26 protein-coding genes, 1 tRNA gene and 1 other RNA gene are annotated in these 24,249 nt (G+C 61.5%); 17 read left to right on the plus strand and 11 right to left on the minus strand.

Annotated features, from left to right (window positions below; all coding sequences use genetic code 11):
• Positions 1-16: 16 nt before the first annotated feature.
• Positions 17-991: an HTH-type transcriptional regulator CysB gene (cysB, locus tag CK627_RS16980; RefSeq protein ID WP_010634254.1), complete on the minus strand. Its 975-nt coding sequence runs from the start codon at positions 989-991 to the stop codon at positions 17-19.
• 73 nt (positions 992-1,064) lie between these two features.
• Complete coding sequence (locus CK627_RS16985; RefSeq protein ID WP_095592934.1) at positions 1,065-1,940, minus strand: LysR family transcriptional regulator; 876 nt, start codon at positions 1,938-1,940, stop codon at positions 1,065-1,067.
• 93 nt (positions 1,941-2,033) lie between these two features.
• On the opposite strand from CK627_RS16985, the gene CK627_RS16990 reads away from it, so the two are divergent.
• A complete protein-coding gene (locus CK627_RS16990; RefSeq protein ID WP_095592935.1) occupies positions 2,034-3,242 on the plus strand; it encodes an MFS transporter in 1,209 nt (402 codons plus the stop codon).
• Between the two features lie 46 nt (positions 3,243-3,288).
• Here the strand turns inward: CK627_RS16990 and CK627_RS16995 are convergent, their stop codons facing one another.
• From CK627_RS16995 to CK627_RS17010, 4 genes are all read right to left on the minus strand, one after another.
• Positions 3,289-3,843: a VOC family protein gene (locus tag CK627_RS16995; protein WP_162512957.1), complete on the minus strand. Its 555-nt coding sequence runs from the start codon at positions 3,841-3,843 to the stop codon at positions 3,289-3,291.
• Complete coding sequence (locus tag CK627_RS17000) at positions 3,837-4,601, minus strand: hypothetical protein (RefSeq protein WP_005299895.1); 765 nt, start codon at positions 4,599-4,601, stop codon at positions 3,837-3,839. The genes CK627_RS16995 and CK627_RS17000 overlap by 7 nt, the downstream gene beginning before the upstream one ends.
• A 187-nt stretch (positions 4,602-4,788) precedes the next feature.
• Entirely contained in the window at positions 4,789-5,514 is a 726-nt protein-coding gene (gene nfsA, locus CK627_RS17005; RefSeq protein ID WP_005299892.1) for an oxygen-insensitive NADPH nitroreductase, read from the minus strand.
• Positions 5,515-5,600: 86 nt separating this feature from the next.
• The gene (locus tag CK627_RS17010) at positions 5,601-7,538 is read right to left on the minus strand and encodes a putative bifunctional diguanylate cyclase/phosphodiesterase (RefSeq protein ID WP_010634259.1); all 1,938 of its coding nucleotides are present in this window, start codon (positions 7,536-7,538) and stop codon (positions 5,601-5,603) included.
• Between the two features lie 165 nt (positions 7,539-7,703).
• Between CK627_RS17010 and CK627_RS17015 the strand changes: the two genes are divergently transcribed.
• The 4 genes from CK627_RS17015 (at position 7,704) to CK627_RS17030 (ending at position 10,946) form a co-directional block, all read left to right on the plus strand.
• Entirely contained in the window at positions 7,704-8,405 is a 702-nt protein-coding gene (locus tag CK627_RS17015) for a DUF2982 domain-containing protein (RefSeq protein WP_005299887.1), read from the plus strand.
• Positions 8,406-8,478: 73 nt separating this feature from the next.
• Positions 8,479-9,417: a LysR family transcriptional regulator gene (locus tag CK627_RS17020; protein ID WP_005299884.1), complete on the plus strand. Its 939-nt coding sequence runs from the start codon at positions 8,479-8,481 to the stop codon at positions 9,415-9,417.
• Between the two features lie 54 nt (positions 9,418-9,471).
• The gene (locus CK627_RS17025) at positions 9,472-10,506 is read left to right on the plus strand and encodes a response regulator (RefSeq protein ID WP_095592936.1); all 1,035 of its coding nucleotides are present in this window, start codon (positions 9,472-9,474) and stop codon (positions 10,504-10,506) included.
• An 8-nt stretch (positions 10,507-10,514) separates the two neighbouring features.
• Positions 10,515-10,946 carry a PAS domain-containing protein gene (locus CK627_RS17030; protein WP_167385372.1) on the plus strand — a complete coding sequence of 144 codons (432 nt, stop codon included), beginning with the start codon at positions 10,515-10,517 and terminating at the stop codon, positions 10,944-10,946.
• A gap of 60 nt (positions 10,947-11,006) precedes the next feature.
• Here CK627_RS17030 and ltaE read toward each other — a convergent pair whose 3' ends face one another.
• The 3 genes from ltaE to CK627_RS17045 form a co-directional block, all read right to left on the minus strand.
• Positions 11,007-12,026 carry a low-specificity L-threonine aldolase gene (ltaE, locus tag CK627_RS17035; protein WP_095592938.1) on the minus strand — a complete coding sequence of 340 codons (1,020 nt, stop codon included), beginning with the start codon at positions 12,024-12,026 and terminating at the stop codon, positions 11,007-11,009.
• Positions 12,027-12,116: 90 nt separating this feature from the next.
• Positions 12,117-12,818, minus strand: coding sequence for a Rossmann-fold NAD(P)-binding domain-containing protein (locus CK627_RS17040; RefSeq protein ID WP_095592939.1), 702 nt, complete (start codon positions 12,816-12,818; stop codon positions 12,117-12,119).
• 80 nt (positions 12,819-12,898) lie between these two features.
• A complete protein-coding gene (locus tag CK627_RS17045; protein ID WP_010634263.1) occupies positions 12,899-13,306 on the minus strand; it encodes a helix-turn-helix domain-containing protein in 408 nt (135 codons plus the stop codon).
• A 116-nt stretch (positions 13,307-13,422) separates the two neighbouring features.
• On the opposite strand from CK627_RS17045, the gene CK627_RS17050 reads away from it, so the two are divergent.
• Positions 13,423-14,322, plus strand: coding sequence for an aldo/keto reductase (locus CK627_RS17050; RefSeq protein ID WP_095592940.1), 900 nt, complete (start codon positions 13,423-13,425; stop codon positions 14,320-14,322).
• A 70-nt stretch (positions 14,323-14,392) separates the two neighbouring features.
• Here CK627_RS17050 and rbp read toward each other — a convergent pair whose 3' ends face one another.
• Both rbp and CK627_RS17060 read right to left on the minus strand, forming a co-directional pair.
• Positions 14,393-14,671, minus strand: a complete 279-nt coding sequence (gene rbp, locus CK627_RS17055; protein WP_026141388.1) for an RNA-binding regulator — start codon at positions 14,669-14,671, stop codon at positions 14,393-14,395.
• A gap of 219 nt (positions 14,672-14,890) precedes the next feature.
• The gene (locus CK627_RS17060; RefSeq protein ID WP_095592941.1) at positions 14,891-15,433 is read right to left on the minus strand and encodes a hypothetical protein; all 543 of its coding nucleotides are present in this window, start codon (positions 15,431-15,433) and stop codon (positions 14,891-14,893) included.
• A gap of 165 nt (positions 15,434-15,598) precedes the next feature.
• Here CK627_RS17060 and mepA point away from each other — a divergent pair, with 165 nt between their 5' ends.
• From mepA to nuoC, 11 genes are all read left to right on the plus strand, one after another.
• Complete coding sequence (gene mepA / locus CK627_RS17065; RefSeq protein WP_095592942.1) at positions 15,599-16,363, plus strand: penicillin-insensitive murein endopeptidase; 765 nt, start codon at positions 15,599-15,601, stop codon at positions 16,361-16,363.
• A gap of 42 nt (positions 16,364-16,405) precedes the next feature.
• Complete coding sequence (locus tag CK627_RS17070) at positions 16,406-17,011, plus strand: LemA family protein (RefSeq protein ID WP_167385373.1); 606 nt, start codon at positions 16,406-16,408, stop codon at positions 17,009-17,011.
• Positions 17,008-17,742, plus strand: coding sequence for a TPM domain-containing protein (locus CK627_RS17075; protein WP_095592943.1), 735 nt, complete (start codon positions 17,008-17,010; stop codon positions 17,740-17,742). Before CK627_RS17070 ends, CK627_RS17075 begins: the two co-directional genes overlap by 4 nt.
• Before the next feature lie 20 nt (positions 17,743-17,762).
• Positions 17,763-18,380 carry a TPM domain-containing protein gene (locus tag CK627_RS17080; protein WP_010634269.1) on the plus strand — a complete coding sequence of 206 codons (618 nt, stop codon included), beginning with the start codon at positions 17,763-17,765 and terminating at the stop codon, positions 18,378-18,380.
• Between the two features lie 177 nt (positions 18,381-18,557).
• Positions 18,558-18,645: transfer RNA gene (locus tag CK627_RS17085), tRNA-Ser, on the plus strand.
• A gap of 223 nt (positions 18,646-18,868) precedes the next feature.
• Positions 18,869-18,997: non-coding RNA, RtT sRNA (locus tag CK627_RS17090), on the plus strand.
• 433 nt (positions 18,998-19,430) lie between these two features.
• On the plus strand, positions 19,431-20,189 hold the full coding sequence (locus CK627_RS17095; protein WP_017780023.1) for a flagellar motor protein: 759 nt from the start codon (positions 19,431-19,433) through the stop codon (positions 20,187-20,189).
• Entirely contained in the window at positions 20,164-21,042 is an 879-nt protein-coding gene (locus tag CK627_RS17100; protein WP_167385374.1) for a flagellar motor protein MotB, read from the plus strand. The genes CK627_RS17095 and CK627_RS17100 overlap by 26 nt, the downstream gene beginning before the upstream one ends.
• Positions 21,043-21,300: 258 nt before the next feature.
• Positions 21,301-21,705, plus strand: coding sequence for an NADH-quinone oxidoreductase subunit A (locus CK627_RS17105; RefSeq protein ID WP_005299842.1), 405 nt, complete (start codon positions 21,301-21,303; stop codon positions 21,703-21,705).
• Between the two features lie 29 nt (positions 21,706-21,734).
• Positions 21,735-22,409 carry a NuoB/complex I 20 kDa subunit family protein gene (locus CK627_RS17110; RefSeq protein ID WP_005299840.1) on the plus strand — a complete coding sequence of 225 codons (675 nt, stop codon included), beginning with the start codon at positions 21,735-21,737 and terminating at the stop codon, positions 22,407-22,409.
• A 2-nt stretch (positions 22,410-22,411) separates the two neighbouring features.
• Entirely contained in the window at positions 22,412-24,217 is a 1,806-nt protein-coding gene (gene nuoC, locus CK627_RS17115; protein WP_095592944.1) for an NADH-quinone oxidoreductase subunit C/D, read from the plus strand.
• Positions 24,218-24,249: the final 32 nt, after the last annotated feature.

Genomic DNA, 24,249 nt, shown 5'->3' on the forward strand with positions numbered 1-24,249 from the left:
TCGTATCGCCGCGGCGCTAGCGGATGGGCAGCTCGATATCGGCAAACATGGCATCCACGTCATCGCTGGAGCGCAGGGCAATGGCACGCTCCACCACGTCCCGGGTCAGATGCGGGGCAAAACGGGTCATGAAGTCATACATGTAGGTACGCAGGAAGGAGCCCTTGCGAAAGCCGATCTTGGTGGTGCTGTGGGCAAACAGGTGGCTGGCATCGAGGGCCACCAGATCGGTATCGACCTGGGGATCCAGCGCCATGGTCGCCATCACGCCGATCCCCACCCCCAGCCGGACATAGGTCTTGATCACGTCCGCATCGGTGGCGGTGAAGACGATGTTGGGCTCGAAACCGGCCCGGTTGAAGGCAGTATCGAGCTCGGAGCGGCCGGTAAAGCCGAACACATAGGTCACCAACGGGAAGCGGGCGATGTCGGCAATGGAGAGCTTGCCGACCTGGGTCAGCGGGTGGCCCTTGGGGACGATCACGCTGCGGTTCCAGTGATAACAGGGCAGCATGATGAGATCTTCGTACAGGTGCAGCGCCTCGGTGGCGATGGCAAAGTCGGCCTGCCCCTTGACCACGGCTTCGCTGATCTGGGTCGGCGTGCCCTGATGCATGTGCAGAGAGACCTTGGGAAAGCGCTTGATGAAGCCTTTTATCACGTCAGGCAGTGCATAACGGGCCTGGGTGTGGGTCGTCGCGATATGGAGCGTGCCCTGTTCGGGATGAGTGTGCTGACTCGCCACCGACTTGATGCTCTCCACCTTACCCAGGATCTCGTTGGCAATCTTGATCACGTCCCGTCCAGCCGGGGTGATCTGGGTCAGGTGTTTGCCGCTGCGCTCGAAAATCTGGATCCCCAGCTCATCTTCCAGCATGCGCACCTGCTTGCTGATCCCTGGCTGAGAGGTGTAGAGACTCTCTGCCGTTGCCGACACGTTCAGTCTGTGGTTGGCAACCTCAACGATATAACGCAATTGTTGGAGTTTCATGATGTTAGGCTCTAAAGGCGACTTGAACTAATACTAACAAACTTTTGCCTGATAGCCTTTCCTTCTTGGCCATTTATGGCTGTGCCTGCGCCAGCAGAAAATCCCGCAAGGCCCGGTTGGCCATGGAGAGCGGATCCCCCCGCCGCCACGCCACGCAGAGATCGAGAAAGATCGGGGGTACGAACGGGATCCCGGTCAGGTCCGGCTCTTCGTCCAGCGCCATCCGCAAGAAGGTGGTCACCGCAAAGCCCTGCTTCACCACCGCCTTGAGCAGCGGGATGAGGTTGCTCTCAAAGGCGATGTCGGGCTCGCAGCCCAGTCCCTGAGCCAGCGCTTCCATGTGCTCGCGGTGATAGAAACCGCGGCGAAACATCGCCAGCTCCTGGCTGAAGAACTCGCTCAGCGACACACTCCTGGCCTGACGCAACGGATGCTCCTCCCCCACCACCATCAGCATCTCTTCACGCAGCAGCTGGGCCCCTTCCAGCGCCGGCGGCAGATCGCTGGTGATGAGGATGGCGAGATCCAGCGAACCGTCCACCATCCGGCTCAACAGCTCGCGGGTACCCGCCTCCTCCACCCGGATCTTGAGGCCGGGGTAGCGGTGCTTGAAAGCCATCAGGATCGGCGGGAAGTAATAGGAGCCCATCATGTAGGGGATGCCGATGCGTACTTCTCCGCGCTCCAGTCCCTTGAGTTCGGCCATCTCGGCCTCGGCCTGGTGCATCTGACGCAGCAGGCGCTCGGCATGGCGGCAGAGCACCTCCCCTTCCGGGGTGAGCCGCACGTTGCGATCCTGACGGTCGAACAGGCGCAGCTCGAGCTGCTGCTCCAGCTTGGCTATGGCCATGCTGATGGCGGGCTGTGCCACGTGCAACCCGTTGGCCGCCTTGGTAAAGGAGCCGGCATCCCGCACCGCCAGCAGATAGGTGAGCTGTTTGAGGTCCATATCAATTTGGTTTATCAGATGGATAACTTAAATATATTATATTTATGCTCTGGCGCGCACTAACCTGCAACAAAGCTGTCAGGACAATTGCATATGATCGAAGTCGGTAGTCGTGAATGGATCCGCGCCACCCTGGCCCTCAGCCTGGGCTCCTTCCTGGTGTTTCTCAATCTCTATCAAACCCACCCCCTGCTGCCGCTGCTGGCCGAGGTATTTTCCGTCAGCTCGCTGTCGGCCGGCTGGACCCTGGCCGGCTGCACCGCAGGGCTCGCCGTCTCGCTGCTCGTCTGCGCCCGGCTGGCGGATCGCTTCGGCCGGCGCCGGATCATGCTGTGGAGCCTGGCCGGCGCCATCCTGATCTCCCTGCTCATTAGCCTGGTCAGCCAGTTTGAACAGCTGTTGCTGTTGCGGATCCTGCAGGGTGTGCTGCTGGCGGGGCTGCCCGCCACCGCCATCGCCTACATGGGGGAAGAGTTCAGCAAGCGGGCCCTGCTCTCCGCCGTCGGGGTCTACATCGCCGCCAACTCGCTGGGGGGCATCGCCGGTCGGGTGGTCGGCGGCCTGCTGGCCGGCTGGTTTGGCGACTGGCAGCACACCTTTCTCGGCATCGGCCTCATCAGCCTGGCCCTGCTGCCCCTCGTCATCTGGCTGCTGCCGGCCCAGACCCGTTTCGTGCCCGTCATCGCCAAGCCGGGCCAGTTTCGCCAGGCCATCGCCAGCCACCTCGGCAACCCGCTGCTGGTGGGGGCCTATCTCATCGGCGGCCTCAACTTCATGGTGTTTCTGAACCAATACAGCTACCTCACCTTCCTGCTGGCCAGCCCCCCCTTCTCCATGCCGACCCAGTGGCTCGGCATGCTATTTCTGACCTATCTGTCGGGGACGGTGGCCTCCTCCCTCAGCGGGCGCTGCGCCCATCGCTGGGGGGCACAACGTCTGCTGCTGGTCGGCATAGCCCTGATGGCGCTCGGCAGTGCCCTGCTGCTGTGCGGCTCGCTCGGGGCCATCCTGTCCGGTCTGCTCATCTCGAGTTTCGGCTTTTTTCTGGCCCACGCCTGTGCCAGCGCCTGGGTCGGCCAGCACGTGGAGCACAACCGGGCGCTCGCCTCATCGCTCTATCTGGTGGGTTACTATCTGGGGGCAAGTCTGGGAGGACTTTATCTTCACCCCTTCTGGGAGCAGGGAGGACTCGGGGGATTGGTGCTCGGCATCGAGCTGGTACTGGTCATCACGGCGGGATTGAGCCTCTGGCTCGGCCATTTGAAGGGACGCCCCGCCCGCCCCCGCATCTGTCATCCCTGACACCATTCCTGATACCAGACGGGGCCAGTCAAGCGGCCCCGTCTCATCAAGCCTGGTCGTAGTAGCCGGCAGGCACCGGCACCACGGCGCCGCTCACCAGCTCTTCTTCAATCACCTCGGCCAAGGTGCGCAGATGAAATTTGATCTGCCCAGAGGCCAGCATCACCGCCACGTCGGGATTGCGTTCATCATTCAGGTTGCCGGTCTTGAAGGCCACCTCGGGATGGGCCGTCAGCAAGGCGTCCAGCGAAGGCACCACCAGCTCGATATGTTCCAGCCCGGCCTGATGGCTGCGACCGGGTTTGGGCGCCGCCAGCTCGATGCAGGGCACGCTGCCGTGGGCATGGGGCACAGGTTGATGCAGGCGGTAGGTGGCGATGGGCCGTCCGCCGATCATCCCCTCCACCAGCAGGTCGCCATGGGTTGCCAGCAGCCCCTTCAGGGTCTGGTACTCCACCAGGGTGGCGGCCCGATAGCAGAGGTGGTCGACCTCGATGGCGGCGGGATGAATGGCAAGTGCGTCCAGCTCGGTCAACAGCTGGCAAACAAATGGGGCCATCGGCCCCAGTGTGGTATCGAGTGGATGTGACATGATCACCATTTCTTCTTGGGTTGGAACAAGACGTCCAGTTCGTCCGCCTCTTTGTCCTTGATGTTTTGCAGCTCTTTTTCGCTGTGCTCTTGGAGATGGGCGTCGAGTCCGGCCAGCCCCTGGCGCATGTCCTCTTCCCGCGCCATCAGGTAGGGATCTTTATCCGCGACGCTGGCAAGGGCAGAGAGCCCCTTGGTGTAGAGCTGGCGACAGGTGCCGTATTGCCCCTGGATCTGGGCATCCATGGCTCGCTTCACCAGGTTGGCGATGTTGACCTTGAGCTGCATCAGCTCGAGGCGGCGATCCTCCTGGGCAAAGCCCTGCGGATCTATCTTGCCCTTGTTGTGTTCGACCCGCAGCACGGCCCGCATCTTCTTGACCAGCTGCAACATCTGGATGGCCTGACGATCCGATTCGGGGGTCTTGAAATGCCCCTCATCCTGGCTGCTGTAGTTCTCCTGCACGTTCTTGATCTGGGTCTGCACGTCGACAATGCGCTGCTTGATCTGGGCATTGGGCATCACCAGGGCGATGGCGCGATAGGCATCGAGGATCCTGTGCTGCAACAGCAGCACTATGTTCTTGGAGAAGGGCACCAGGTTGACGTTGAGCAGCATCTCTTCGGTTTCATCCACCACCGACTTGTAGCGGGCGATGGCGTGACGCTTGTCGGCCTCTGCCTTCTGCTTATATTGCTGCATCACGTTATAGGCGATGACCAGAAACAGGAGTGCGCCAATAGACAGCAATACCAAGGTTAAAATCATAGGAAGTCCAAACTCCTGTCCCAATTCAATTGCGTGATCCTACAACAGCTTACCTAGTTAAGGTAGTCCGCACCGCAAGGCTTGCCCCCGATTTGTGCCGCAAGGTGGGCACAAACACGGGGGAAAACCGGGATCACGCGGCGCTGGCGACACCGCCATTACCCCTTAGTATCGCCCATCGGGCTCATTACTTGAGGCTGAAGCCCCGGGATCGCAGGAAATCCTGCATGAAGGGCCGCGCCTCCTTGCCAAGAATGCCCCGGATCTGGCCGCTCCAGCTCTGCTGCTTGTTGTTGCTGCTGCGGGACTGGTAATAAGCCTCGATCTGTCGGTCATAGCTGGCAAGCAGCTCCCGATCCAGTTCGGCCTGATAGCGGTTTTCATGCACCACCAGGGCGCGGGGCAAGCGTGGTTTTTGCTCAGGCGCCTGAGCCGGATGGCCGAGACAGAGGCCGAACAGCGGGATCACCTGATGCGGCAGACCCACCGCCTCGCTCACCGCAGCCGGGTTGTTGCGGATCCCGCCGATATAGACACCGCCAAGCCCCATGGATTGGGCTGCCAGCAGGGCATTCTGGGCCATCAAGGCACCGTCGATGGCGCCGATCAGCAACTGCTCGACAAAGCCGGTCTGGGCGTCCGGCACCACCTCGCAGTGACGATGATAATCGGCGCAAAAGAGCAGGAACTCGGCGGCCTGGGCCACATAGGCTTGATGCCCCGCCAGTTCGGCAAGCTGGCTGCGCAGGGCCTTGTCGGTCACCCGGATAATGCTGTTGGCCTGCAGAAAACTGGAGCTGGAGGCGGCCTGGGCCGCACTCAGGATCTGGTCGAGCTGGGCCTCGCTGATGGGCTCGGCGGTGAATTGACGAATGGAGCGATGGGCAAGAATAAGGTCGAGAGTCGGGTTCATGTTGCCTCCATATGAAGAAGCCCACACTTTACCCAAAAACAGCGGGGGGCCCAAGGCCCCCCGCGCTCGCGTCACAGCACGACCGGCTAACCGGCCAGCGGATAGTTGCCCGCCTTGCAGCTGACCACGAAGCCGCTCTCTTCCACCTGCGCCACCGACATTGGCTTGCTGAACAAAAACCCCTGAAACACGTGGCAGCCCTGGGTGCGCAGGGCGGCCAGTTCGTGTTCGTCCTCCACCCCTTCGGCCATGATGCCAAGGCCCAGGCTGGTGGCCATGGCGACGGTGGCCCGGATCACCGGCAGGTTGAGCCCCACCACGAAGGAGCGATCCAGCTTGATGGTGTCGATGGGCAGCCGGTTGAGATAGGCCAGCGACGAGTAGCCGGTGCCAAAGTCATCGATGGCAATCTTGATCCCCTGCTCGCTCAGGCCATCGAGGATCTCGATGCACCCCTTCATGTCCAGCATCAATACCGTCTCGGTCAGCTCCAGCGTGAGCAGGCCGGCATCCACGCCAAACTCCTTGAGCTGCTGGGCCACCAGCTCCGGCAGGGAGGACGAGAGCTGAAAGCCGGAGAGATTGACCGACACCGGCACGCTCACCCGCCACTCCTTCTGCCAGTGGGCCATCTGGGCCAGCGCCGTCGACAACACCCAGCCACCTATCTCGCGAATAAGCCCCATCTCTTCCGCCAGCGGGATGAACTCCACCGGCGAGACATGGCCCAGTACGGGATTGTGCCAGCGCAGCAGCGCCTCGTACCCAAGCAACCTGCCTTTTGCCACATCCACCTGGGGTTGGTAGCAGAGACTGAGCTCCCCCCGCCCGATGGCCTTGGCCAGGAACTGCTTCAGGGTCAGCTTGCGATGCAGGGTCTGCTGCATGCTGGGGGTGAAACGCTGCCAGCGCAGCCGCCCCATCTGCTTGGCCTGGTACATGGCCATGTCGGCGCGGGTGATGAGGTTGTCGCCGTCGTCCGCATCATCCGGATAGATGGCGATGCCGATGCTGCCGCCGATGGTCACCTCGGGCACCCCGCTCAGCTGCAACGGCTTGGTCATCTGGGAGAGCATGAGATCGGCCACCTCCTGCGCCCGATCGCTGGAGTGGCTGAGCGGCACCAGCGCGGTAAATTCGTCGCCACCGAGCCGGGCCAGCTCCACATCGCGCGGACAGATCTGCTTGAGCCGGCCGGCGACGCGCTCCAGCAGCCGGTCACCGGCCTTGTGGCCGTAGTTGTCGTTGACCAGCTTGAAGTTGTCCAGATCCATGAACACCAGGGCGAAACGCCCGCCCAGCCCGCAATAGGCTTCCAGCGATTTCATCAGCCCATAACGGTTGAGCAGACCGGTCAGCGAGTCGTGCCAGGCCAGGTGGCGATGCTCCAGCTCCTCCAGCTTGCGGTCGGTGATGTCACGCATGGTGAGCAGGATCTGGGCCCCCTGCTGGATGTGACGAAACTGGTACTGAAACCAGCGCATCCCCTTGAGGGTGCGGCACTCCCCCTCGGCCACCACTTCATCGAGCCGGGAGAGCTTCTGGTAGAAAGCGTCGTCATTGCCGGAGAAGAGCTGGGAGAGGTGATGTACCTCATCACCGAAGCACATCTCGAAGTGGTGATTGCCGCTCTCGAGCCGCCCCAGGTTGTCAAACAGGCAGGCCAAGGTATCGCCGGTGGCGAGGGAGGACTCCTGATAGAGGGTGTCGGCATCGATGACCGCCTCGGTCATCATCATCAGCCGCCCCGCCAGCTGGATGCCGGAGAGGCGCAGATAAACCTGTTTTTTGACCCCCTTTGGGGAGAGGGTCCACCACTCGCTGTAGCTACGCCCCTGCTGAAAGTCCCCGAGGTAGCGCTGCAACAGCAGATCGATGGCCTGTGCCATGTCGGCCGAGAAATCGCGCGACTGCAGTTCGTCCAGCGAGCTGGCTTCCCACACATTCAAGGCGGCGCGATTGGCCCAATAGATATGGTGATGCCGGATGTCATACACCCAGATTGGGGTATGCAACACATCCATCCCGTTCAATAACCGTTCGTCTAGCGTATTCATCTAATATGGTGATTCATGGTATGTGATCACTGGGAAACCCAGCGGCGGAGAGCCCTCCCGGGCAACCGATGCTGGTACAAAATCGGATCCAGCCCATAATGGAAACAAGCATGCGCAAGGGGCTGACTTCATATGAAAACGCTACATGTGAAACCCATGGTCAGGAAAAACGGACTCACGTTGGTATTGTTGGGCATCATAGTAAGCATTGCTATGATTTTTATACTTTTTTTACTCGGTGAACAACCACTAATCCCCCCGGTCTCCGGCCTGTTGGCGGGTCTGATGATGATCTTTATCGGCTCATTGAAGCTGGTCGAGCCCCATTTCAGCCTGTCGCTCTGTCACGATTGTCTGCAATATCACCACAAATACGGCGGTTGGATCCTGAAATGGAGAAATATTCAGCGAATCGACCAGCCACGCATTCATCTGGGCTGGGATCTCGTCCCCCTGCCCTACATAGGTTTGAAGATCAAAGATTACGACGATTTTTTGACATTGATCACACCCAGATTGGCAGTGCGCCTGCTGACCGAGCAGCGTGGCGTCCTGTTGCAGGCACTGCGCAGTGAGCAACCCGAATGCATCGGCGGGGGCTGCGGCGACCCTTTTCAGGGGGAAGGCTTGCTGGAAGAGAGTCACTTTCGCTCCCCCTCCGGTCAACGCTATGAGGGGGTGATCGCCATGCTGGCCAACCGCATGACCCGGCTGCGCGATCTGCTCGGCTACGATCTGCTGGTACCGGACAACAGCCTGGACCGGGATCCGGCCGAATTTGTCCGACTTTTGCACCAGTATCAGCGGGAGTCGAATCTAATCCAGATCAATTAAACGCCGGATTGAGCTTGCCAAGGCTGGCCGCACTTCTTAAGGTCACTGCCTTGTTACACCCAGAACACCGCTTATGAAGTACATCGAAGAGTTCTATCTGTTCGTCAAGGTGGTACAAGAGGGAGGCTTCTCCCACGCGGCCGCCGCACTGGGCATGCCCACCGGCACCATCAGTCGACGTATTTCTCAGCTGGAAGAGCAGCTCGGCTGCTCCTTGCTACACAGATCCACCCGCAAACTCCGCCTGACCGATGAAGGACTGCGCTACTACGAGCGCCTGTGCACCCCGCTCGGTGAAATCGAGCAGGCCACCGGCGAGATCCAGGGCAAAGAGGCCGACCTCAACGGCGTGATCCGCCTGGCGGCCCCCATCGCCCTCTCCAACACCATCCTGGTCGACATGCTGGCGGACTTTGGCCTGCGCTACCCCGAGGTGCAGTTCGACATCACCCAGACCAACGATCATCAACACCTGTTCGACAACGATCGGGATCTGGTGTTTTTCAACGGCGAGCTCCCCCAGTCCCTGCCCAATGCGCTCTGCCTCGGCCACATCGAATACGGCCTGTTTGCCTCCCCCCTCTATCTGGAGAAGATGGGCACCCCCTCCCATCCGGGCCAGCTGGAGGAGCATGCGCTCATCTACTGCTGGCCCCATCAGCACTGGCAACTGACCGACCGGGAGGAGCAGACGGTGCAGATCAAGCGGGCCGCCAGGCTCACCGTCAACCAGACCCAGGCCGCCGTTCGCGCGGCCAGACGGCACCTGGGGATCGTCAACGCCCCGCTCCATTACGTACACCCTTTCCTGCAGGATGAGCAGCTGGTCGCGGTGCTGCCCGACTGGAAAACCGGCAACCGCCCCTTCTACATGTTGCGTTGCCAGCCTCAGTTTGCCCCGTTGCGTGTTAAGATGTTCGCTGATTTTGTTGAAAAATATTCAGCACGCTACCGGAGCCTGCAGTGGGACAACCAATTTTCACCGGCGACCAGCCTGTCTCATTGCATCTGACCGTTGGCGGGCCACACTTATAGCAATCCTCGTTGACCAGGCCGGCCTAACACTATGAATGTATTGATATGTGATGACTCAGGATTCGCCCGTAAACAGCTGGCCCGCGCCCTCCCCGCCGACTGGGACGTGACGCTCCACTACGCCGCCAACGGGCTGGAAGGGATAGAGCAGGTTCTGATGGGGCATGGGGATCTGATCTTTCTGGATCTGACCATGCCGGAGATGGACGGCTACGGCGTACTGGAGACCCTCAAGCGCGAAGGGCTGCGCAACAAGGTGATCGTGGTCTCAGGTGACATCCAGCCGGAAGCCTATCAGCGGGTGATGGGGCTGGGGGCGCTCGACTTCATCAAGAAACCGGCCGCCCCGGAGACCCTCTGCGCCCTGTTGAAGCAGCATGATCTGTGGCAGGCCAAGGGCAGCGCCGTACCGGAAGCCGCCAGCCCCGCAGCTCAGGCGCAGGTCGATGCCGGCAGCGTCGATACCGGCATCAAGATCAGCCCCGAAGTGCGCGATGCCTATCAGGAGCTCGCCAACGTCTCCATGGGTCAGGCCGCCGACCTGCTGGCCCGCCTGCTCAACGCCTTCGTGGTGCTGCCCATCCCCAACGTCAACGTGCTGGAGGTATCCGAGCTGCACATGGCCCTCTCGGCCGCCGCCGACTCGGACACCCTCTCCGCCGTCTGCCAGGGCTTCATTGGCGCCGGCATCGCCGGCGAGGCGCTGATCCTGTTTCACGACTCCAGCTTCAAGGATCTGGCCCGGCTGATGAACCATCAGGGCACGCTCGATCGCAACGCCGAGCTGGAGCTCTTGATGGACACCGCCAACGTGCTGATCGGCGCCTTCCTGCGCGGCTACGCCAGCCAGCTCGATACCCCCTTCAGTCAGGGTCACCCCGTGGTGCTCGGCCAGCACAGGCCCATCAACGAGCTCATCAACACCAACAAGAGTCGCTGGCGCCGCACGCTGGCCATCGAGATCAACTACCGGGTCCAGGATTACGCGGTGCAGTGCGATCTGCTGCTGCTGTTTACCGAAGATTCCATCGCCACCATGAACAACAAAATCATGCACATGCTCTAGGAGTGACCATGGAAATCCGTGAATTTCATTGGCTGATGAACATAGTCCAGAACCTGGACGTGGGGCTGGTCGTGCTCGACAAGGAGTACAGGGTGCTGGTGTGGAACGGCTTCATGGAGAGCCACAGCGGCCGGCTGGCCGGCGAGGTGCGCGATGGCGTGCTGTTCGACCTCTTCCCCGACGTGGATCGCGCCTGGTTCGAGCGCAAGGCCAACATGGTGTTCAAGCTCAACAACCGCGCCTTCAGCACTTGGGAGCAGAAACCCTATCTGCTGCGCTTCTCCAACTACCGCCCCATCACCGGCTCAGCGCCCCACATGTTCCAGAACCTGACGCTGGTGCCGCTGGCCGACTTCGGCGGCCAGGTGACCCACATCGCCGTGATGATCTACGACGCCACCGACGAGGCCATGCTGATGAGCGGCCAGCGCCAGGCATGAAGACACTTTGCAGCACAATGAAAACAGGGCGCCTTGGCGCCCTGTTTTGTTGTGAGGCGCTCAGCGGGCCCCGAGGTACTCGGTGAAGGCGTCGATCACCTCGTCGATGTCGTCATCGGTGATCTGCAGATGGGTCACCAGCCGCATCTCGCCGTAACCGGAGAAGAGGATCCCCCGCTCCTTCATGAAGGCAAGCAGGGGGCCGCTCTGCTCTTTTGCCAGCTGCAGGAAGACCATGTTGGTCTGCACCTGGGCCAGATCCAGGGTGATGCCGGGCAAGGCAGCCAACCCCTCGGCCAGGCGTCTGGCCCGGCGGTGATCGTCCGCCAGGCGGGCGACGTGCTGTTCGAGGGCAAACAGACCGGCCTGGGCCAGGATCCCCGCCTGACGCATGCCGCCCCCCAGCATCTTGCGCAGCCGTCTGGCGCGGGCAATGAAGGCGCGAGAGCCCACCAGCAGCGACCCCACCGGCGCCCCCAGCCCCTTGGAGAGGCAGATGGAGATGCTGTCAAAGGGAGCGGCCAGTTCGTGTACCCCGTGACCATTCGCCACGGCGGCGTTGAACAGACGCGCCCCGTCCAGATGCAGCTGTAGCCCACGTTCGTCGACGAACTCGCGCATCGCCTGCAGGTAGTGAAGTGGCAGCACCTTGCCATTGTGAGTGTTTTCGAGGCAGACCAGCCGGGTCTGCACAAAATGGGCATCGTCAGGGGCGATGGCCGCGGCCACATCGGCCACCGCCAGCGAACCGTCAGCCTGCATGGGCACCGCCTGCAGTGCGACCGAGCCCATCACGGCACTCCCCTGGGCTTCATAACGATAGATGTGGGCCCCTTGACCCACGATGGCCCCCTCCCCGCGCTGACAATGGCTCATTACCGCCAGCAGGTTGGACATGGTGCCGGAGGGAACAAACAGCGCGGCCTCCTTGCCCAGCAGCTCGGCCCCGCGGGCCTCCAGTGCATTGACGCCGGGATCTTCCCCGTAGACATCATCCCCCACCTCGGCATGCAGCATGCTCTGGCGCATGGCATCCGTGGGCTGGGTGACCGTATCACTTCGTAAATCGATATAGCGCATGACATCCCTCCTGAAGCTGGAGCATGACGTTAGCCAGCCATGGCTGGCTTGGCAAGCGGACCGTTTCCGGAATGTGAAGCCGGTGACGGCTTACCAGGGCAGCGGCTGGCCCTGCAGGTCGAGGAAGCTGCCGGACTGGGTCGGCGACAACTGGTTGAGAAGATCAAGCAGACGCGGCGCCACCTGCGCCGGATCCTGCAGGGTCTCGGTCGCCAGCTCATGCAGGAAGGGTTGATTCATGGGGGTATCCATCAGCCCGGGATGGACGGTGATCACCCCGGCGGCGGGAAAGCGTTCGCGCCACTCGTGGGCCAGCGTTTTCGCCCCCATGTTGAGCGCCGCCTTGCTCATCCGGTAGCTGTAACGGCTGCCCGTCTCGTTGGCGCCGAGGCTGCCGGCCAGATCAGAAAGAGAGCAAAGCCAGAGGCGGGCATCCGGCGTCATGCGCCGGCTCAGGCAGGCGGCCAGAGCCAGGTGCGGCCAGGCATTGGCCAGCAGGCTGTCGCACAGCCACCTGGGGTTGACCTCCTCCACCCGCCGCTCCGGCATGAAGTTGATGTCGTGCAGCAGACCTATGGTGTTGATCACCACGCTCGGCAACGCCGCCGTGTCATAGAGGGTGAACAGGGCATCGAAGGAGAGGGCGTCCACCTCCTGCAACGGGAAATAACAGGCGGGATCCACCCCTTTTGGCAGTTGCCGGCCAGCCAGCACCAGCTCCTCGCCGCGAGCGGACAACTCATGTGCCAGTGCCGTGCCCAAGCCGCCGCTGCCCAAGATCAGATAGCCCATCGCCCTCTCCCCGCTGCCCTCATCTGTTTAGAGGGTATCAGAATAATCCCTGTCCGTAGCCGGGCCATCCCCATCCGGGCTTATGCCTCATGCAGGTGCCTGCCAAATTCGCGGGCCCGCGCCAGATCGAGAAACCCGTCAGCCTGCTTGTGGCTGCGCAAGAACTGGTAATAGGCGAGCAGGATCACCTGTGCGTCTGCTTCCGGCAGCGACAATCCGGGCTTCTGTTCCTGCAACAGGCTGCCGGCCGCCTCCAGGGCTTCCCGATCCACCACCTCCGCCTGCCGATAGAGGTAGCCACAGCCGGTGGCGAGCCACTCCAGCGAGCAGTTGGCGGCCATGGCAATCTGGTTCGCCTTGCCAAGCCCGGGTTCAGCCCCCTTCAGATATTTGCGGATCAGGGCTTCGCTCAACCCCACCTTGCGGGCAAAGGCGCTGACGCTGCCCGTTCCGATCAAGCTCTGCAAGCGTTCGGCAAAACCGTCCATTTCCTCTCCCTCAGAACCAAAGTTCGAATTAACAAAAGCCGCATTATTGCCTTGCCAACCAGAAGAGACCAAGATGCGGGCAGCATCTTTTTACCCCTATGAGCCAAGGAGCCTCCATGTCCGTATCTCGCCTCCCCCTCCACCCCGAGGGCCCGACCTTCTCCCGTCTCATCATGGGCTACTGGCGCCTGATGGAGTGGCAGCTCTCCCCGAGCGCCCTGCTGGATCTGATGAAGTACCACCTGGATCTGGGGGTCACCACCATCGATCACGCCGACATCTATGGCGGCTATCAGTGCGAGCAGGCCTTCGGCGAGGCGCTGCGCCTTGACCCCTTCCTGCGCAACCGGATAGAGATCGTCAGCAAGTGCGGCATCGCCCTCACCGCCAAGCCGGAGCACGCGCTGAATCACTACAACACCGGCAAGGCGCACATCATCGCCAGCGCCGAGGCCTCCCTGCAAAAGCTCGGCACCGATCACCTGGATCTGCTGCTGATCCACCGCCCGGATCCCCTGATGGATGCCGACGAGGTAGCCGACGCCTTCATCACCCTCAAGCAGGCGGGCAAGATCAAGCATGCCGGCGTTTCCAACTTCACAGCCCGTCAGTTCGAGCTGCTGCAGTCACGCCTGCCCTTCCCGCTGGTGACCAACCAGCTGGAGATCTCGCCGCTCAATCAGAGCACCACCCTGGACGGCACCCTGGATCAGTGCCAGCAGCTGCGCATCAAGCCGATGGCCTGGTCCTGCCTCGGGGGGGGACGCCTGTTCCAGGCCCCCGAATATGCCCCGCTGCGCGCCGAGCTCGAGCAGATCCGCCATGAGGTGGGCGCCGAGCAGATCGAGCAGGTGGTCTATGCCTGGGTCATGATGCTGCCAAGCCAGCCACTGCCGCTGATAGGCTCCGGCAAGCGGGAGCGTATCGCCGCCGCCGTGGCCTCCCAGTCCATCGTCCTCAGCCGTCAGCAGTGGTTCCGCATCCGCAAGGCGGCGCTCGGCTACGACGTGCCCTGATTTATCCGGCAAACGCCAGAAACAAAAACGGCATGGGGAAACCCATGCCGTTTTGCGTTATCGAGGCAGCTCAGCGATGACGCTGGGGGCGACCACGTGGTGCATCTGTCTTCGGTTTGGCCTGGTTGACCGTAATGGTACGGCCACCAATCTCGGTGCCATGCAAACCGGCGATGGCTTTTTCGGCCTCGCCATTGACAGGCATTTCAATGAAGCCAAACCCCTTGGACTGACCGGTATCGCGATCGATGATAATATCGACCTTGTCTACCTGCCCAAATTGGCTGAACACGCTTTTCAGTTCGTCGGCCGTCATCCGGTACGACAGATTACCTACGTAAATCTTCATGCCATCCACTCTCGATTCAAGGTGCCTTCTCTATCCAATCACCAACACAAAGGTAAGGGCACACCCCCCATGCCGGACCTGCCGGGACGTCGTGTCCGGGCACTTCCCCGCTCCGTTTACTCAACTCATTGATCTGTTGGGCGAACAGAGCGGACAAGATCAATTCGAGTCACTGGCAGTATCTGAGCTTTGGCAAGGATTGTCGAGAAAATAGTCAGCTCATATGGGGAGCAGGGCATCCAGCAGCCCCTGCAGCGTACGCCGGCCATGCCAGGCCCGCTTAAAGCCGAAACGATAGATACCGGGTGCCACGGCGTGGGTTCCCTCACGGCCGAGCCCCATCAGCGCGGTGGCGGCGGCCAGCTGTTCTTCATCGAGCGCCAGATCCAGGCTGAAGGCCAGCCACTGACCATCGTGGCCCACCTTGCGATCCCGCTCGACCCCGACCAATGCCGCCCTGGGCAGCGCCAGCGCCTGATCGTTGCTGCCATTGAGCAGATAAAGGTGGGTTTCGTCCCAGGCCAGCTCCGCCAGCCGCCAGCGCTGCCAGCTGCGAGGCAGCACCATCATCATCAGCACGATACCGCCGAACACCAGCCCGACCCAGGGCAGCAGCCCCATCTGCGGGTAACCCAGAGCGATGGCGGCCAGCACGGTGAGCAGGCTCGCCAGCAGCAAAACCGCCATCACCGGATAGAAACGGCGGGCGGGGGGCATCAGCCAGACCAGCCCCGTTTTGTTCACCAGCTCACTGACCTTCATTCATCTCTCCTTGTCCATAGACGCTTGGACGCGCCATTTTTGTCGCGCATTGTGCGCGAGCCACCCCGCAGGATGCAACCCGCGCCGCCAGCTGGATGACGGCTTCGCCGCACTCTTGATATGATTCCCCCATCTGAGTCCATTTGCACGCTTGTCGGGAGTCTCATGCTTGCCACCACCCTGCTCTTCATGGCCAGTGCCTTTCTTGCCGAACCTCACCCCCGCCAGGCCGAAGCCATTGGCGGCTACGCCGCCGGCTGCCTCAAGAACGGGGTAGCGCTGCCGCTGAGCGGCCCCGGCTATCAGGTGATCCGCACCAAGCGACTGCGCTACTACGGCCACCCCGAGCTCATCGCCTACCTCACCACCCTGGCCAACCAGACCCGCATGGCCGGCATGCCGGATCTCTACATCGCCGATCTCGCCATGGCCCGCGGCGGCCCGTTCACCTCCGGCCATCGCAGCCATCAGACCGGCCTCGATGCCGACATCTGGTTTCGCATGGCCAACCAGCCCATCTCCCGCTGGGAGCAGGATGCCCCCAAGGAGTGGGCGCTGATCGACGAACCCAGCTACCGGGTGCTGCCCGGACGCTTCGGCCCTCAGCAGCTCAATCTGCTGCGCCTGGCGGCCAGCAAGCCCGAGGTGGCCCGCATCTTCATCAACCCTGTGCTCAAGGCCGAGGTATGCAAACGGGCGGCCGATGAGCCCTGGGTCGGCAAGCTGCGTCCCTGGGTCGGCCACTTCAGCCACTTTCATGTGCGCCTGCGCTGCCCGGCCGACAGCCCGGATTGCCAACCCCAGGCCCCGATCCCGCCCAGCAACGGCTGCGGTGCCGAGCTGGCCTCCTGGCTCAAGGACAAGCCGCAGTTGCCCAAGGTTTCGATGGCTTATCACAAACCCAGGCTGCCCGCCCGTTGTGGCGGTTGACCACAAGCTGGTATGGTGAACCGTTATCTGTAAAAAATATCAATGGAGAACAACAAGATGGGCACTTCACTCTGGCAACGGGCAACCCGCGCCCTGTTGACCCTGACGCTGCTGCTGGGCCTGACCGGTTGCGGCATGAACAACATTCCCACCCTGGATGAGCAGGTCAAGGCGAGCTGGGGCCAGGTCGAGAACCAGTATCAGCGCCGCGCCGATCTGGTCCCCAATCTGGTGGCCACCGTCAAGGGCTACGCCAGCCACGAGCAGGAGACCCTCAAGGCGGTGACCGATGCCAGAGCCCGGGTCGGCAGCCTGCAGGTGAGCGATCCCGCCCAGCTCAAGGAGTTTGAAGCGGCCCAGAACCAGCTCTCCGGCGCCCTCTCACGCTTGATGGTGGTGGTCGAGCGCTATCCCGAGCTCAAGGCCGATCAGCAGTTCCTCACCCTGCAGGCCCAACTAGAAGGCACCGAGAACCGCATCTCGGTGGCCAGGCGCGACTACATAGAGGCGGTGCGCCAGTTCAATACCGAGATCCGCACCTTCCCGGGCGTCATCTGGTCCAAGCTGCTCTACTCGGATCTGGAGGCCAAACCCACGTTCAGCGCCAAGTCCGGTGCCGATGAGGCGCCCAAGGTCAGCTTCCAATGAACCTCGTGATCCGTGCCCTGCTGCCCTGTCTGCTGCTGTGGACGGCGGTGGTGTCCGCCGCCCCCACCTTCCCCGCCCTGAGCGGACGGGTGGTGGACGAGGCCAACCTGATGTCCCGCAAGCAGGCCCACCAGCTCACCCAGCAGCTGGCGGCGTTCGAGAAGCGCAGCGGTATCCAGCTGGTGGTGGTCTCTATCGACACGCTGGCGGGTGACACCATCGAAGAGTACGGCTATCAGCTCGGCCGCCACTGGGAGATCGGTCAGAAAGGCAAAGACAACGGCGTACTGCTCTTGATCGCCCAGGATGAGCGCAAGGTGCGCATCGAAGTGGGCTACGGACTGGAAGGAGCCCTGCCCGACGCCATCGCCGCCAACATCATCCAGACCCGGATCCTGCCCGCGTTCAAACGCGGCGACATGGTGGCCGGGGTGGTCGCAGGCAGCCAGGCGATCATGCAGGCCTTGGCGGGCGAGTACAAACCGGTAGACAACGCCAGCAAGGACAAGCTGGGCGGCCCCTGGCTGTTCATCCTGATGGTGATTGTGATGATCGTGCTGCACAACCTGCGTGGCGGTGGCGGCGGTGGTGGTCGAGGTGGCCGGCGCCGCGCCGCTTACCTCGCCGGTGGCTTCGGTGCCGGTCGCTCCGGCGGCGGCTTTGGTGGTGGCGGTGGTTTCAGCGGAGGGGGCGGCAGTTTTGGCGGCGGCGGCGCCTCCGGTGGTTGGTAACAGGGATTAAGAGACGACACATGATTTCGAAACAGTTCTTTCACACGTTGCAGGCCAGGGTCAAACAGGCGGAGCAAGCAACCGATGCCGAGCTGGTGACCGTGCTGGCCCCCGCCAGCGACGGCTATCGCTACATCCCCACCCTGTGGGCGGCCCTGCTGGCCATGCTGACACCCCTGCTGGTGTTCGAGCTCGGCTTCTGGCTCGGCTGGTACGAGATCCTGCTGGTGCAGTGGTCGGTCTGGCTGGTACTGAGCATCCTGTTCCACTGGACCCCCATCAAGATGTACCTGATCCCGAAACAGGTGCGCCAGCACAGGGCCGCCCTGATGGCACGCCTGCAATTTGTCGAGCAGGGACTGCACCGCACCCGGGATCGGCTCGGGGTGCTGATCTTCGTCTCGGTGGCCGAGCACTACGTGGAGATCCTGGTGGATGACGGCATCGCCCAGCACATCGATAACGCCCAGTGGCAGGAGATCATCGATGACTTCACCCGCCGGGTGCGCAACAAGGAGGTGGAACAGGGTTTCCTCGAGTGCATCGAGCGGACCAGCGCCATTCTGACCGACGCCTTCCCCGCCACCCGGGACCAGAACGAGCTGCCGGACAGCCTGATCATCCTCGACAAGCCCTGAACAGGATTAAAAAACCGGCATTCTGTTCAAGGGATAGGCATTCGATAAAGATTATGAAAAATAAGGGGAAAAGTGGTTGACCCCGGCAGCCCTTTCCCCTAAATTACGCCCCGTTCCAGCGCAACGACGCAACGAACGAGGTGCTGGTTGAGCACGTTAAACAACAGACCAAAATTTGGTGAGGTGTCCGAGTGGCTGAAGGAGCACGCCTGGAAAGTGTGTATACGGCAACGTATCGAGGGTTCGAATCCCTCCCTCACCGCCAAATAAAACAAAAGGGCCTGTCGAAAGACAGGCCCTTTTGTTTTATCCGGTGACGGGCGGCTTGGTTCGGGCCCTGGTTCGACAGGCGGGCAGGACAGCCTGCCTGGACGGCCAGAGGCCGCCCGCAGGGCGAGCGCCAGGGACGGTGCGAGTCAATCCCGACCCATCCTCTGATGTTAAAACCGACCTGATGGTCGGTTTTTTGCTTTGGGGAAGAATTATCAGCTCATGTCGAAGAGGGAGGGTGAGAACCCTCGCTGGGTTCGAGCAGAGCAGCTTGCTGCGATGAACGGCCGCAGGCCGCCCCGAAGGGGTGAGCCACGCAGTGGCGAATCATCCCTCCCTCACCGCCAAATGTTAAAGAACCGACCTGATGGTCGGTTTTTTGCTTTCAGACTCTGACGAAAGCGGCCCTCTCACCCAGCGTCGAGCAGGCCGGCAGCCACTCTCTATCCTCCAGGCAGTCCTGCTGGCTATGACCCGCCCCATGGCGTACCGATCTCATCGCCCATTTGAACGGCCAACCTGATGGCTGATTGTGGCATTCCGCCGCCAGCCAGCCTCTGCAGCCAAGCGCCTCAAACGCAAGACCACAGCAGCGCCAAATTCCCTCTGCTGGCAGCAACGTCCACCTTGGTGGCACACCCCTTTCCATCCGGAAAACACCTCTCCCAAGCGGCAGCTGACGCTGACGCGCGTTATTGCTCACCGATTGGATATCATTTTGAAAAACTGATACTTAAGTAGCTACACTAGCCATTATCAATCTTCAGGGATGCGTAATAAATGAGCTTAATCGGCCTGGTTCTGGCATTGATCGCCATTCTGGGCGGCAACATGATCGAGGGCGGCCACCCCAGCGCCCTGCTCGATCTGCCCGCCTTCCTCATCGTGATCGGCGGTACTATCGGTGCCGCTCTGACCCAGTTCCCCTTCTCCGTCGTCGGCAGCACCCTCAAGCGTTTCAAGTGGTTGCTGACCCCTCTCAAACTCGACATGCAGGAGCAGGCCGAGTTGTTGGAGAACCTGGCGGGCAACGCCAGGCGCAGCGGCATGCTGGCCCTGGAAGGGATGATCGACGACATCAAGGATCCCTTCCTGCAAAAGGGGGTACAGATGATGGTCGACGGTTACGAGAAGACCAAGATCCACGAGGTGCTGGAAAACGAGATCGAGTTCGAGCAGGAGGACCTCGAGCAGACCGTCAAGTTTTATGAGGCCATGGGGGGTTATTGCCCGACCATGGGGATCGTGGGGGCAGTATTTGGCCTCATTCACGCCATGGGCCTGCTGGATGCCCCGGACAAGCTGGGGGGCGCCATTGCGGTGGCCTTCATCGCCACCATCTACGGGGTTTCGGCCGCCAACCTCATCTTCCTGCCCTTCGGTAACCGCTACAAAGCCTTTGCCCACCAGATCCGCCACTACAAGGAGATGACCCTGACCGGCATCCTCTGCATCGTGGACGGCGAATCCCAACAACGTCTGCAAGTCACCCTCGAACCCTACTTAGGAGGCCATGGTGGCAAAAAAGAAAAAGGCTGAGGCGCCGGAGAACCACGAACGCTGGCTGGTCTCCTATGCCGACTTCATGACACTGCTGTTTGCCCTGTTCGTGGTGCTCTACTCCTTCGCGATGGCCAAGCAGTCTGAAACCCGGGTGCTGATCCAGGGCTTTATCGAGTCGCTGGGTAAAATAGGCCTGATCTCCCCGCCTGCGGGTTCACCGGTCATGCAAGGGGGGACCGGCATTCTTGAGCCGGAATCCAAGACCACCCCGAGCAGCCCCGAGAAGGAGACGGTGCTGGAGAAAGATGCCCCCGCGGCGGCCTCGGATCCCTTCAACGAGACCATAGGCGCCGCGGAAAAGCCGAGCGCGACGGAGTCCTGGCCCCACAAGACCCAGGAGCAGGAGTGGGTGCAGGTCACCAAGAAGAAGCTGGAGCAGCAGCTCAAGGCACAGATCGAATCCAAGGATCTGGAGGTGGAACAGCTCGGCAGCCAGCTGGTGATCCGCATCGGTGAAAAGGCGCTGTTCCCGGCCGATTCCGCCTTCCTGCAGCCCCAGTTCATTCCGCTGGTCAACAAGATCGCCGGCATTCTGGCGGATATCCCGGGCAAGGTGGTGGTGACCGGCCACACCGACAACACCCAGGCGCCGGTGGAGCTCTATCGCAGCAACTGGGAGCTGTCGGTGCTGCGCTCGGCTTCCATCGTGCACACCCTGCTCACCAATCCCAAGCTCGATGCCTCCCGGATCATCGCACAGGGGGTGGCCGATGCCCAGCCCCGCTACCCCAACGACACCCCGGAACACCGGCAGGCCAATCGCCGGGTCGAGATCACCCTCTCCCAGGGCAAGGCTGCCGAAGAGTCCCTCCCCGTCCTCAAGCCCTGATCCAGCAGACCCCGCCAAGCGGGGTCTCGTTTTTCTCGATTAGTTTATTTTTCGAACTACCCTGCGATTTTCCCCCCATCACAAAAGCGAGTGAAAATGATTCTCAAATAGGAACATTGACCCCGCTTGCAAAATACGATTTTCCTCCCGCTGATTAATAATTAATCCACTGAAATGACATGTAAATCAGTATCGAAGTGGCATAATACGTAACATCCTTGTTAAGTCTCGTGATTAATTTGGTTAGGGAAAACTCCTATGTTTGCTGATATTGCTGTCCAGCATTGGGCTTTTGCTGTCTATGTAGTTGGGGCCATCTGTATCTGCCTGATCATGATCGGCCTGGCTGCCCTGCTGGGAGGCCGCGCCTACGGCCGAGCCAAGAACAAACCCTTCGAATCAGGAGTAGACTCCGTGGGCAATGCCCGTCTGCGCTTCTCCGCCAAGTTCTATCTGGTTGCCATGTTCTTCGTCATCTTCGACGTGGAGGCGCTCTATCTCTTTGCCTGGTCCGTCTCCGTTCGGGAGAGCGGCTGGGTCGGCTTCATCGAGGCCACCATCTTCATCTCCTTGCTGCTGGTAGGACTCATCTACCTGTGGCGCATCGGCGCCCTCGACTGGGCACCGAAAAAACGCGTCCTGACCGACAAGAAGCCAGACTGAATTACTGATTATCCCTTTGAGGTTGCACCATGAAGTACACCCTGACCCGGATTGACCCGGATGCGCCGGTTGAGCGCTACCCCCAGGAACAGCGCCAGACCGTCGAGGATCCCCTGGCTCAAGAGGCCTCACGCGGCATCATGATCGGGCGCCTCGAAGAGGTGCTGCAGGACACGGTCAACTGGGGCCGCAAGAACTCCCTCTGGCCCTACAACTTCGGCATCTCCTGCTGCTACGTGGAGATGTGTACCGCCTTCACCTCCCCTCATGACGTGGCCCGCTTCGGCGCCGAAGTCATCCGGGCCTCACCGCGCCAGGCCGATTTCATGGTCATCGCCGGTACCCCCTTCATCAAGATGGCCCCGGTCATCCAGCGCCTGTACGAACAGCTGCTCGAACCCAAGTGGGTCATCTCCATGGGGGCCTGCGCCAACTCGGGCGGCATGTATGACATCTACTCGGTCGTTCAGGGCGTGGACAAGTTCCTGCCGGTCGACGTCTATATCCCGGGCTGCCCGCCCCGTCCCGAGGCATTCCTGCAGGCCTTGATGCTGCTGCAGGACTCCATCGGCAAGGAGCGCCGTCCGCTCTCCTGGGTGGTGGGCGATCAGGGCATCTATCGCCCCCAGATGCCTGCCGAGAAGGACCGCAAGCGTGGCGAGCGGATCAACGTCACCAACCTGCGCACGCCGGATGAGATCTGACCATGAAACTGACTCGAGAATTTCCCAGCAACTACGCCATGGCCCAGTGGCAACCGAGTGATCACAAAGACGCTCAGGTGGTCGGCGAGCTGTTTGCCCATTTCGGTGCCGAACGCTTCACCATCCAGAATACCCGCACCGGCGTGCCGGTGGTCTGGCTCTCCCGCGAGCTGCTGCTGGATGTCATGGGCTTCCTGCGCAAGCTCCCCTCCCCGTTCGTGATGCTGTTCGATCTCAGCGCCACCGACGAGCGGATGCGCAGCCATCGCCACGACCTGCCCGACAGCGACTTCACCGTCTTCTATCACCTCATTTCCATCGATCGCAACGCCGACCTGATGCTGAAGGTGCCGCTCAAGGAGGGTGACCTGACGCTGCCCACCGTCAGCCGCCACTTCCCCAACGCCAACTGGTATGAACGGGAAGTGTGGGATCTGATGGGCATCAACTTCGACGGTCACCCGCACCTGACCCGCATCATGATGCCCAAGAGCTGGCAGGGTCACCCGCTGCGCAAGGATTATCCGGCGCGCGCCACCGAATTTGATCCCTTCATGCTCGATGCCGCCAAGCAGGACATGGAGCAGGGCAACCTGATGTTCAAGCCGGAAGAGTGGGGCATGAGCCGCGGCAACGAGAACGAGGACTACATGTTCTTGAACCTGGGCCCCAACCACCCCTCCGCCCACGGCGCCTTCCGCCTGGTACTGCAGCTCGATGGCGAGGAGATCCGCGACTGCGTGCCCGACATCGGTTATCACCACCGCGGTGCCGAGAAGATGGGCGAGCGCCAGTCCTGGCACAGCTATATCCCCTACACCGATCGGGTCGAGTACCTGGGCGGCGTGATGAACAACCTGCCCTACGTGCTGGCGGTCGAGAAGCTGGCCGGCATCAAGGTGCCACAGCGGGTCGACATGATCCGGGTGATGCTGGCTGAGCTGTTCCGCATCCAGAGTCACCTGCTGTTCATCGGTACCTATATTCAGGACGTGGGCGCCATGACCCCGGTCTTCTTCACCTTCACCGACCGGCAGCGGATTTACACCATCATCGAAGCCATCACCGGCGCCCGCATGCATCCGGCCTGGTTCCGCATCGGCGGCGTGGCCCACGATCTGCCCGTCGGCTGGCAGCGACTGGTGCAGGAGAACCTGCTGAGCTGGCTGCCCAAGCGGCTGATGGACTATGAGAAGGCCGCCATGCGCAACAGCATACTGCGTGGCCGCACCATCGGCGTCGCCGCCTACACCACCGAACAGGCGCTGGCCTGGGGCACCACGGGCGGCGGTCTGCGCGCCACCGGCCTCAACTTCGACGTGCGCAAGTGGCGTCCCTACTCCGGCTACGATCAGTTCGAATTCGAGGTACCGGTCGGTGCCAACGGCGATGCCTACGATCGCGCCCTGGTGCGTATCGAGGAGATGCGCCAGAGCATGCGCATCATAGAGCAGTGCATGAAGAACATGCCGGAGGGGCCGTTCAAGGCGGATCACCCGCTCACCACGCCGCCGCCCAAAGAGCGCACCCTGCAGGACATCGAGACCCTGATCACCCACTTCCTGCAAGTGTCGTGGGGCCCGGTCATGCCGGCCGCCGAGTCCTTCCAGATGATCGAGGCGACCAAGGGGATCAACAGTTATTACCTGACCAGCGACGGCTCCACCATGAGCTACCGGACCCGGATCCGCACCCCGAGCTTTGCTCACCTGCAACAGATCCCTTCGGTGATCCGTGGCCAGATGGTGTCGGACCTCATCGTCTATCTGGGCAGTATCGATTTCGTTATGTCGGATGTGGACCGTTGAGTAACGGCTGTTACCAAGCGCCGTTACACGAC

It is taken from the genome of Aeromonas dhakensis (genome assembly GCF_002285935.1).
Taxonomy (GTDB): domain Bacteria; phylum Pseudomonadota; class Gammaproteobacteria; order Enterobacterales; family Aeromonadaceae; genus Aeromonas; species Aeromonas dhakensis.